5 protein-coding genes are annotated in these 12,262 nt (G+C 35.4%); 4 read left to right on the forward strand and 1 reads right to left on the reverse strand.

The genetic code is table 11. The features are described 5' to 3' along the window. Positions 1-4,410, reverse strand: a 4,410-nt coding sequence (locus FFR48_RS19380; RefSeq protein ID WP_371851461.1) for a beta strand repeat-containing protein, incomplete at its 3' end; no start/stop codon positions are given. A 757-nt stretch (positions 4,411-5,167) separates the two neighbouring features. On the opposite strand from FFR48_RS19380, the gene FFR48_RS19385 reads away from it, so the two are divergent. The 4 genes from FFR48_RS19385 to FFR48_RS19400 all read left to right on the forward strand — a co-directional run bounded on the left by FFR48_RS19385 (position 5,168) and on the right by FFR48_RS19400 (position 11,973). Beyond that, on the forward strand, positions 5,168-6,970 hold the full coding sequence (locus FFR48_RS19385) for an O-linked N-acetylglucosamine transferase family protein (RefSeq protein ID WP_201277649.1): 1,803 nt from the start codon (positions 5,168-5,170) through the stop codon (positions 6,968-6,970). 298 nt (positions 6,971-7,268) lie between these two features. After that, positions 7,269-9,167: a ShlB/FhaC/HecB family hemolysin secretion/activation protein gene (locus tag FFR48_RS19390; RefSeq protein ID WP_137668507.1), complete on the forward strand. Its 1,899-nt coding sequence runs from the start codon at positions 7,269-7,271 to the stop codon at positions 9,165-9,167. Positions 9,168-9,227: 60 nt separating this feature from the next. Further along, the gene (locus FFR48_RS19395; RefSeq protein WP_137668508.1) at positions 9,228-11,372 is read left to right on the forward strand and encodes a substrate-binding domain-containing protein; all 2,145 of its coding nucleotides are present in this window, start codon (positions 9,228-9,230) and stop codon (positions 11,370-11,372) included. Beyond that, positions 11,350-11,973, forward strand: a complete 624-nt coding sequence (locus FFR48_RS19400) for an FHA domain-containing protein (RefSeq protein WP_096572515.1) — start codon at positions 11,350-11,352, stop codon at positions 11,971-11,973. The genes FFR48_RS19395 and FFR48_RS19400 overlap by 23 nt, the downstream gene beginning before the upstream one ends. Positions 11,974-12,262: the final 289 nt, after the last annotated feature.

A 12,262-nucleotide genomic window follows, 5' to 3' on the forward strand; every position in this document is an offset into this window, starting at 1 on the left:
AGTCCCAGTCAGGGTATTATTGAATATAATACCATTGCCTGTGAAGGTGCTGTTATTGAATAAAGTTACTGGACTATTATAAGTTTGCAGTGCGGTAGTGTTGACATTACCTTTGATATTTATATTACTACCAGTGGCTGTTAAAGTGTTTAACGGTGTTGTACTACCGACATTTTTCTCAAATGTTAAATTTCCTGCACCTGCATTCAAGGTTAAATTACTATTACCGTCTACAAGTTCATTAAAGGTAATTCCATTTCCTGTTAATGTGGGGTTATTCGCAATGGTGACATTATCGTTATAAGTCTGACTTCCAGTGGTGGTAATATTGCCATTTAATGATGTTGTTCCACCTGCATTTGTTAGTAAACTTGCAGCGGTAACTGTGTTAAATGTGGTTGTCGCTGCACTATTAGCAATAATATTTCCTACTGCTGTCGTGTTAACTAGAGTTATATTTCCTGTTAAAGCATTGACTGTTAAATTGCCACTAACATTACTATTCCCTAATGTGATATTATTTGCATCTTGTAAACTGACATTATTTCCTGTTAATACACTAACTTGATTAAAGTCATTGGTATTGTTGTTTAAGGTAATATTTGCTCCCGTTAATGTGGTATTTCCTGCTACTGTTACAGTGGTATTCACTCCTTGATTAATATCGGCACTTCCTGTAATATTTGCGCCCGTATTTGCTGTATTTAGTCTTAATGTGCCACCAAAACTATTATTAGAATTATTTAATACTATGGCATCATTGCCATAAGTACCATTAAATCCAAATCCCGTTGCTTGACTATTGACTGTTAGATTACCTGTAATAGTTTCATTTCCTAATGTTACCACTCCTACTCTATCTATTAATAAATCTCCATTGTTAGTAGTTAGTCGGGATAAACTATTATTATTTCCAGAGGCAGTAAAACTATTAGCTGTGATACTAGCATTTCCTGCTACCTGTAAATTTTCCCCACTAAATTGAGTGACATTTCCAGCACTTGTTAAGGTGAATGTTCCCCCGATTGTACTATTACCTAATACTGTACCGTTAGCATTATTATTAGTAACATTCACGTTACCTGTATTTGCTAAGGTGGTGGTGAAGTTAGCATTATTGGCAACTGTGATACTTGTACCTGCATTTTGGGTAATTGTTCCCGCCGATGTTACTGTTAAATTGCCACTATCTTGAATATTTCCTAATGTGAGATCATTTGCATCTTGTAAACTGACATTATTTCCTGTTAATACACTAACTTGATTAAAGTCATTGGTATTGTTGTTTAAGGTAATATTTGCTCCCGTTAATGTGGTATTTCCTGCTACTGTTACAGTGGTATTTACTCCTTGATTAATATCGGCACTTCCTGTAATATTTGCGCCCGTATTTGCTGTATTTAGTGTTAATGTGCCACCAAAACTATTATTAGAATTATTTAATACTATGGCATCATTGCCATAAGTACCATTAAATCCAAATCCCGTTGCTTTACTATTGACTGTCAGATTACCTGTAATAGTTTCATTTCCTAATGTTACCACTCCTACTCTATCTATTAATAAATCTCCATTGTTAGTAGTTAGTAGGGAGAAACTATTATTATTTCCAGAAGCAGTAAAACCATTAGCTGTGATACTAGCGTTTCCTGCTACCTGTAAATTTTCCCCACTAAATTGAGTGACATTTCCAGCACTTGTTAAGGTGAATGTTCCCCCGATTGTACTATTACCTAATACTGTGCCGTTAGCATTGTTATTAGTAACAGTCACGTTGCCTGTATTTGCTAAGGTGGTGGTGAAGTTAGCATTATTAGCAACTGTGATACTTGTATTGGTATTTTGGGTAATTGTTCGGGCAGAATTTACTGTTAAATTGCCACTATCTTGAATATTTCCTAGTACGATATTGCCGACATTACTAGATATATTAACGTTGGCAGATGTGGAGTTGGCTGTAATATTAGCACTGCCAATATTTACTCCACCGTTAGCGCTATTAGAACTGCCAATTAATGTGATATTACCTGCATTAGAAGTGATGGCTCGATTACTGAAAATTCCTTCGGCTATACCATTAGTATTAGTGTTATTGCCTGTTAATGTAATATTTCCACTATCTGTTGATACATTACCTTCTACACTAATACCTCTAGCAGCGTTACCATTACCTGCTGATGTGCCTGTTAATGTTATACTACCTATATTAGAAGTGATGGCTTGATTAAATGTTCTAATTCCTGCTGCATTACCATTAGCATTAGTGTTATTGCCTGTTAATGTGATATTTCCACTAGTTGTTGATACACTACTTACTACATTAATACCTCTAGCAAGGCTACCATTACCTGCTGATGTACCCGTGAATGTTATACTACCGCTATTTGAGGTAATTTGATTAAATACTACAATTCCTGGTGCATTACTATTAGTATTAGTGTTATTGCCTGTTAATGTGATATTTCCACTAGTTGTTGATACACCACTTTCTACACTAATACCTCTAGCAAATTGACCATTACCTGCTGATGTGCCTGTTAATGTTATACTACCTATATTAGAAGTGATGGCTTGATTAAATGTTCTAATTCCTGCTGCATTACCATTAGCATTAGTGTTATTGCCTGTTAATGTGATATTTCCTAAAGTTGTTGTTAATGTTCCTCCTATAGAAATACCACGTGAGTCAGTTCCATTTCCTGATGATGTACCGGTGAAGTTAATACTGCCATTTCCTGTATTAATACTTGCTTGACTCACTACAAATAGTCCTGCAAAACCATTTACTGATGTCTTTCCTGTGGCGGTTAAATTCCCCCCATTTGTTGTTATATTTGAGTATATTGATACTGCCCCATCAATCCCTGCATTTTGACTATCCCCTGTTAATATTACATTTAATGGATTTACAGAACTATTAATATTGCCATTAATATTCACTCCGCCATGGGCTTTTAATTCTAATGTTGATGTAGCACCGCTATAGTTTAAATCTGTATTTAAGCTAATATTTCCTAGTTGTGTTCCCCCCGAACCTGTTGCTACTGTGACATTTCCAGTATTTAATGCTGTGGTGATTAAATCTACTCCTAAAGAAGCACTATCTCCTGTGGAGCTAAAGGGATTACTATTATTAATATTACTATTTCCACTTCCTGCTACTATGACAATATCTGTAGGATCTATTAACCAAGTTCCTCCACTTTGTCCTGAAATATCTGGCACTGTAGTAATGTCTAAATATCCCTTACTACTGGTTTCTATAAATCCGCCTTGATTATTTCCTTTGACACTTAAATTACCATATATCCTGGTTGCTTGATCTGACCACACTATGATATTTCCGCCATTAATTCCTTCGGCTTTAATATTACTATTTGGGTCAATATAGGTAAATTGGGCTGTGGGTAGTGTGGCTTTTCCTTGATAATCTCCCCCAATAAATATATTGCCCCCATTACTTCCTAATGTGCTAACATTCCCATTAAATATCCCTATTTTATCGCCTAATATATTAATTGTATTCTTAGCTTGGATATTTCCTGATATAATATTTGTGGCTGTTTCTGTGGGGACTACTTGATTAATACTTGTTAATTTTAACTGGCCATTTTCTACTGTTACTCCTGACGCATGATTCACATTAGTCAATGTTAATAATTGAGCTAATGATGAAGGAGTATTTGTTACTTCATTTAATCCGCTTTGATCTATAGGTAATTCTAAACTTAATAAACTGCCTTCTTGGGATATTTTTACTAATTTTTCGCCGGGTGTGGCTGCAATGGTAATATTACCATTGGGGGTGGATATGGTACCAGTATTAATTACTGTACCACCTAATAAGGTGACACTTCCTTGATTGGTAATTAAATTTCCAGTATTTAATATTGCCCCAGAGTTTTGGTTTAAGAAAGCAAAACTATTAGGATTGCCGGTTAATAAATTATAATTATTCTGTCCTGTGGCGTTAAACCAATTATTGCCTACACCTATAGCATTAGCTGTAGTGGCGGTAAATGATGCTGGTACGTTTAAACTAGCATTATTACCGAAGATGATCCCAGCCGGATTCATCAGGAATAAATTAGAATTACCACCAGTAACTTGAATCAGACCGTTAATAACAGAGGCATCGCCCCCTGTCACCCTACCGAGTATATTGATAATATTAGGATTACTTAAAAAGTTAGCAATTTGACCTTGATTTAAACCAAATTGCTGGAAACTGTGGTATAAATTTTGTTCAGCTTGAGTACCTCCAGTAATATTAATTTGTTGGCCTGTAGTGTTAACTAGAGTATTAGTGCCATCATTAGCTGGGGTAATCTGTGCATTTGCTGGTTTTACACTTACTTGAGATAAAAGAGTTAGTAGGACGAATAACTGATTATATCGACTTTTCAGCATAACATCAATCCGAAATTAGCCATAACCTGGACACGCTTTCTAACTATACATCAATTTTTATCCTATGTAATCTCACCTTTATATATTTTCGTAACAAAACTTGCTTCATCTGTCACAAATTGTAATCTTCATCAACTAGATCCTATATTTCCCTGTCGGTTTAGGAAATGATTTGACAATTTACCCCCACGTTGAAAACGCCCTGCTTTGAAAAGAGGGATTTAAGGGATATGGGGGTATTATATCTTACATAAAAAACTTTGAAAACAAGCTTTCAAAACATGGACGTTTTGAGATATTATCATTACGCCTCTCGGAAAAAGATATACCAAAGATTTCAGGTTATGCACTGTAGGGGCGAAGCATTTGGGCGATAATTTAACGTAAAAATCAGACATCTAGATATCCCATAAGCTTCGACCTGCCCCCATAAATAGGTTCCATTATTTCTTTTCTGGAGATGTATATTATAATAATCAATCTGAAAGGATGTTTCAGAGGTATCAGTTTTTAAACTGGGATTAAGTACCGCAGAACACACGGTAACTTACGCTCAAGGAGATTTGCCCTCTTGGGCTATTGGTGTTAACCTGTCGTCTAATGGCGATTCTGTGAATGTAGACCGCATCTTTAGACCGGGGAGTGTCAAGAGTTTCTTGTTGGAAATTTTTACTGGGACAAGTGTCCTATTAGAAAAATAAATTTTTATTACCCCATCACTAGGGGATAAACAGAAGATGTAGTGTACAATTTGCCAATGACTAATAATATGACTGATAATATGACTGATAATACCCAATTACCTCAATTCAATCCTCAACAATTAATCACCATATATTCTAATCAACAATATGATGAATTATCGGATATTTTTTTAGAAATCATCTGGCATTTTGCAGAGAATACGTATTTTACAATTTCGCCAGAATGTCAATACTTTATTGATGCTTTTGTGAAGAATTTTTTATATTTTTTCACCCAGCCTGATTATATCATTGGTGATACTTATACTCTCAAGTTTATTCAACTTAATCCTACTATTGCTAATTTGGTAGCCATATCAAATTTTAAAAATACTGATGGTTATTTAGAAATTCTCAAGAATCAACCTAATAACTTTGTCAAAATTTTAACTTTATATTCAGCTAGAAATAATGTTAATTTTGATAGGGATCTGTTATTCAATACTAATCCTCATCTGGCTTGTTTATGGTATTCGCATTTTTTGGGACTTTATAAATCCGCTTTAGTTAATAAAACCGCTTATTATAGTCTCCGTGAACATTTGTCATACCGTCATGAAAATTTAAACATTTTCTATAATATCTCAGAAATTTGTTTTGGTGCTACCTACATTGACGAAAATAAAGATCATGAAATTAAGTATAAAGTTAATCAAGCTATCCAAGAAAGTCCTTTTTGTCAAAATGCACAAATTATTAATAAACCAGATCCTAAAAAAATCGCTATCATTACCTCTTTATGGTTTGATCAACATTCTGTATACCGGACTTTCGCAGAGTTTGTTAATTCTTTGAAGTCCGGTTATGATTTAACTTTGGTTCATTTGGGTGGTGTGAGAAATAATTTAGATATTGAGGGTTTTAAGGGAATGAAATATGTATTTTTTGAAAATGGTAGTTTAAATATTGACGCGATCGCTAACAATGATTTTCAACTAATTTTTTATCCTGATATTGGTATGAGTGATGAAAGTATATTTTTATCTAATTTAAGATTAGCACCTATACAAGTTTGTAGTTTAGGTCATTCTGTCAGCACTTTTGGCTCAACAATAGATTATTATATTAGTAGTGCTAATGTAGAAAATATTAATTTAGCCGATAGAAATTATTCGGAAAGATTAGTTTTATTACCTGGTTTTGGTGTAGTACATAATCATCCTATTTATGATTTAAGAAAACCGCAAAAATCACGTTCTGAGTTTATTATTAATTGTTCTTGGTTTGCCCAAAAAGTTAATTTTCCGATGCTAAACATATTAAAAGAAATTATTGATAATGCTGAAAAACCTTTATTATTTAGATTCTTTTCGGGTGGAGCTTTAATTAATAAAAATGATTTTATTCCCTTTGAAAAAGATCTAGAATCAATTTTAGGAAAGGATAATTTTGAGTTAGTTCCCGTCAAAATGTACGATGAATATATGGAAATGATGGAAGAAGGAGATCTATGTATTGAATCCTATCATTTTGGGGGTTGTAATATTGTGTCCGATAGTTTATATTTACGTAAATTAATGGTAACTTTTGAAGGTAATAGATGGTATAGTCGGATTGGTTCACAGATGTTGAGAATCATTGGTTTTGATGAATTAATTGCTAAGAATCCCGCAGAATATATGAAAATAGTTTTAAGATTAATTCATGATGATGATTATCGCTTAAAACTAGAGCGCAAATTACAAACTGTGGATTTAGAAAATACTGTATTTGATAAGTCCAGTCAAGGCTATTTTAAAAAAGCTATTGATTATTTAATTGCTAATCATGAACGACTCCAAAATGATAGTAATAAAAATCCCATAGTTATTGATTAAAAATTGATTAAAAAGTCTTGACAACAGCACAGGTTTTCGTTTTTGTCAAAGGTAGAAGTTCAGTTATAAAAATCAATCCGAAATTAGCTATAACATGGATCTGAAGATGTATTCTAACTGTGCATCAATATTTATCCTAATTTATCCTATGCAACCTCACCTTTGTATATTATGGAAAAAATACTAAAATTTTGCCATTTCTCGATCTCAAGAGAACATAGCGTGTTAATCTAAAAACTACAAGCTGATATAAACATAAGTGATAAGTGGAAAAATAAAAGACAGGGGTAGTAATTTTATGCGTTGGTATTTACAAGGAAGAAATTTATGTGTATTTTTCATTCCCAGTACGCTGCTATTGTTCTCTGCATCACCAGGTCATGCTCGATCATCTAGTTCGTTTGTATTATTAAAACAACCTGATCATCTGCTAACACAAGTTACAAATAAACCAAATCAACAGTTAGAATCCAATCAAGAAGTAGTAAAGAATACGGATGTTGTGAGTTCTTCAGTGTTCTTAGAAATATCAAAAAATAGTTTAGCACAAGCGGGAAATCCAGCAAATAACACCAATGAGAAAAGATTTATACAACCTGTCCCTGATGCTGAACCACTGACACCGGAAGATCAACCAATAGTTCCTTCAGAAACCGAAACTCAAACTGAAACTCAAACTGAAACTCAAACCGAAACCGAAACGGAAAAGATTCAAGTTAATAAAATTGAAGTAGTCGGTAGTACAATTTTTAACCAAGAGCAATTGAACACCTTGACTAAGGAAGTAGAAGGACGTTCTGTGAGCTTGGAAGAACTGACAAAAGTTGCTGATGCGATCACCCAACTCTACTTAGATCGGGGATATTTGACCTCAAGGGCAATTTTAGCTAACCAAACAATTACCGATGGTGTGGTAAAAATACAGGTAATTGAAGGAGGTTTAGAGAAAATTGAAGTTGAAGGAACAAAACATATTCATCCTAATTATGTGCGATCGCGTGTAGCATTAGGAATGAAAAGACCCCTGTCCGCAGTATATATAGAAGAGCAGTTAAGATTATTAAGAATAGATCCCTTATTTTCCAACGTAGAAGGTAGTCTCCGTCCGGGTACTAAGTTGGGTGAAAATATCCTAGTAGTCAGAGTTACCGAAGCTAACCCTCTAGAAGCTAGTTTAAATGTTGATAACTATTCCCCACCAAGTGTAGGTTCAGAAAGATTTGGTATCAATACGGTTTATCGTAATCTCACAGGATGGGGTGATGAACTGGCAGCATCTTATTATTTTACAGCCAGAGGCGGATCAAATGTCTATGATTTCAGTTATCGCATCCCAGTAAATACCATGAATGGGACTGTGCAACTGAGAACAGCTATTAATAATAATAAAGTTATCCAAGAACCTTTTAAAAATGCCAATATTCGCGGTGAGTCCCAACTCTATGAAATCAGTTTTCGTCAACCTTTAGTGCGATCGCTCCGCCAAGAATTTGCATTATCCTTGGGTTTTAGTATCCAAGATGGTCAAACCTTTACTTTTGCAGGTCCGACAGGATTCGGTTTTGGACCAGATGAAAACGCTAACAGCAGAACACGAGTAATTAAATTTGGACAAGACTATTTATCACGGGATTTCCAAGGTGCATGGTCTTTACGTTCTTTATTTAGTCTGGGTATAAACGTATTTGATGCTACCAGAAACGACGATCCTATTCCTGATGGTCAGTTTTTCAGTTGGTTAGGACAAATACAAAGAATACAAAGAATCAGCGATAACTATTTATTATTTGCCCAAGCAGAAGTACAATTAACACCTAACAGTTTATTACCATCACAGCAATTTATAATTGGTGGTGGTCAGTCAGTACGTGGTTATCGGCAAAATGCCCGTGCAGGTGACAACGGAGTAAGATTTGCTGTAGAAAATCAAATCACACTATCTAAAGATGAAAAAGGCAACTCATCAATCAAAATAGCGCCATTTTTTGATTTAGGATATGTCTGGAATAAAGATGATAACCCTAACACCCTACAGAGACAAACCTTTTTAGCTGGTACGGGAGTGGGAGTTTTATGGCAACTTGTACCAGGTTTCAATATACGCTTAGATTACAGTCTACCTTTAATTAATTTAGATGACCGTGGTGTAAATGCCCAGGATGACGGGTTTTATTTCAGCGTCGGATATAAGCTATGAAATCAGAAAACTCGTTTAAAGTGAAAATGGAATCACAATAATGGTGAAAAATTCTTGTATATGACATCATTTGCTTCCTTTTATCCAGAATACACCTGTTCATACAATAATCCTTTAAATTGCGATCGCCCTTGCCAAACCGCCCAAGAACTCAAAGGTGCTAAATTCTGTCTAGAATGTGGTTTTCCTGCGACTTTATCAGAGCAAGCAGAAATAAAAGGTAACTCTGGTACATATCAGGTAACTAATTATTTAGGCGTGCGGGGTTATGGGCGCTTATATTCGGGTGTAAAAATTAAGGATCAACAGCCTGTAGAAATCAAAGAATATTTGCTGCCCAAACGTTGTTTTAATGACCAAGAATCAGGCGATCGTAAACAACTTTTTCAACGTTTAGGAGGAATAAAGTTAGCAGATAGTAGAATGCAAAATTTTCGCTTAGTTAACACTTTGGAGTCCATTGCTGATGAAAAATTAGAACGTTGTTATTTAATCACCCAAGCCATAGAAGCATCCCAAACCTTACATCAATATCTCATCCAAAACGGGAAAATGACAGCCGTTCAGGTGAGAGAAATACTAAATCAATCTCTACAAACTCTAGAATTTCTCCACAGTCAAAAAATACGTTTTCCCTCCAACCAAGTACAACAAGGTATTGCTCACAGCAACATAAATTTAGATAGTATATTAATTAAATTAACCAATAAATTAACCAAACATGAACAATTTTCTATATATCTTTGTGATTTAGCAATTTGGGAAAACTTATTTATTCCCCCAGCCATTACCCAACCCGCACCTGCTCAAAAAGAAAAAGATTTAGAATCATTAGGACTAGTAGCTTTTTATTTACTAGCAGGAAGCACGATAAATTATGCTGATAATCAACCTCTAGACCCCAGAGACAATCAACATTGGTCTACTACAGATATTTATTTAAAGCAGTTTATTGAAAAATTAATTGGCATACATACACCTTTTACAAGTGCAGAATTAGCACGGCAAGCACTCATAAAATTACCCAAAGAAGGTCAAACAAATAATTCAGATTCATCTTCTCAAACACAACCTGAGCAAAGTCTTAAAAAAGTATCAATGTGGTTATTAATCATAGTTTTGTTATTATTGGGAGGAGGAATTTTTGCTTATGTTAAGTATTTTAAACAACATGATGATAGTAGCAAATATTTACAATGGTCTAAACTGCGGCGGAGATTTGTCGATGTAAATAATGTACCTGCTGGGCAATTTAATTACACAGGGGAAAATCCTGGTACATGGACTTTTATTATCAGACAAAAAGTAGGAAAAGACAGTTTAGAAGATTTACTATATCAACCGAAACCAGAAGCACAAGCGACTTTTAAATATACTCCCGTAGCGTCATCAAATTTAGAAAATCTGGGGCAACCGATAGCAGTAGTCCAAGCAGGAGAAAAAGACTTTGCCATCACCAGTTTAACTCAGAAAATATCAGGGGAACTAGATAAAAAATCAGTTGCTTATGATGGGTTATTAGTCTATGTCGAATTTAGTAGAAAAAATGACAATATGACAGATGCACTCGGTGGTCAAATTACAATCGATCAACTGCGTGAAATTTATACAGGAAGAATTACAAATTGGCAGCAAATTAATAGTAATCTGCCGAATTTAGAAATTAGACCATTTGCCCCTACAGAACCAGAAGCCAACAGTAAATTTATAGAAATAGTGCTAAAAAATGACCCCCAGGATCAAGCTTTATTTGCAGCCAAAGTGACTCAGTGGGATACAACCAGAACCCAAAATCAAATCCGTCAAGAAATTCTCAACGGACAAACTACTGGTATCATTGGCTTTGGCATGATTAGTAAAATCAAGGGACAGTGTACAGGCTATCCATTAGCTATAGTAGATGGTAACAAACCAGCTATTCAACCGCTATTTCAAAAACGCGAACGCCGTCCTCTGAAAACTTCAGACAACCTCTGCCAGCATGATGACTATTTTTTTGATGTTAATGCTTTCCAAAGTTACCCTTTAGGATACCCTATATTTGTAGTTTACCCCAAAGACAACAGCCGCCCTCCTGCTGGTTCTACCTTTGCTGAGATACTAACTACTCGTCAGGGTCAGTGTTTACTTAGTAAAGTAGGTCTTGTCCCTTTACAACCCATACCTGATGATTTAAATAACTATGGCTGCAAATCGTTGTCCTAACCCAAGCTGTGAATATTTTAACAAAATCCTACCCAATAATGCCAAGGTTTGCGCTTGGTGTGGAACTCCTTTGGGTAATCTAGTAGCACCTACACCTCAACCCACACCACCTCAACCCACACCGATACCGACACCCATACCACCTCAACCCACACCACGACCAACACCACCTCAACCTATCAACCAACGCCCAGTTGACGATCAAACCAATTATCAGCCACGCCCACCCATACAACCTATACAGCCACCTTATCCCCCACCGACACCCAAAGTACCACTTCTCAAACTCATTCACTTTTCAGGTAGAGAATTTCAATGGTCAGGGGAAGCAGGTTTTATTGGTCGCCGCAGTCAAAGCATTACTATTCCCCCAGAAATTGACCTAACTGGTATCCCCAACGAAGGAATAGTTTCTCGTCGTCATGCGCGAGTGTCTTGGGATTGGTCGCAAAATAGCTACATGATTGTTGACATGAGTACCAATGGTATTTATTTAAACGGAACTCCTTTAAGTCCTGGTGTCCAATATCGACTCATGAATGGGGATTCATTGCAGTTTGGTCAAGAAAATCTAGTACGTTTTGCGGTTCATGTAGGTTAATTAAATACCTAGCGTCTGGATGGGGTATCTGGGCATGATGTTCAATGATACTTTGATCATCCTAATCTGGTGCGGGCTGGACAGCCCGCTAGACTTAATATAAATTAAACACACAAAAGCTTAGTATCCCACTTATAGGATGTTTGAAAAGTTTTTAATGTATAAATAGGGTTTGCTGAAAAAGTCGAAAAAAACCTTGAGGAGAATTGAGTGGGTAGTCAAGCAGAAATAAAGATAAGTTTTTGTTGTCTAAACTTCACTAAAACATCAATTTCACTAATGAGCCAAG

It is taken from the genome of Sphaerospermopsis reniformis, assembly GCF_005402885.1.
GTDB classification, from domain to species: domain Bacteria; phylum Cyanobacteriota; class Cyanobacteriia; order Cyanobacteriales; family Nostocaceae; genus Sphaerospermopsis; species Sphaerospermopsis kisseleviana.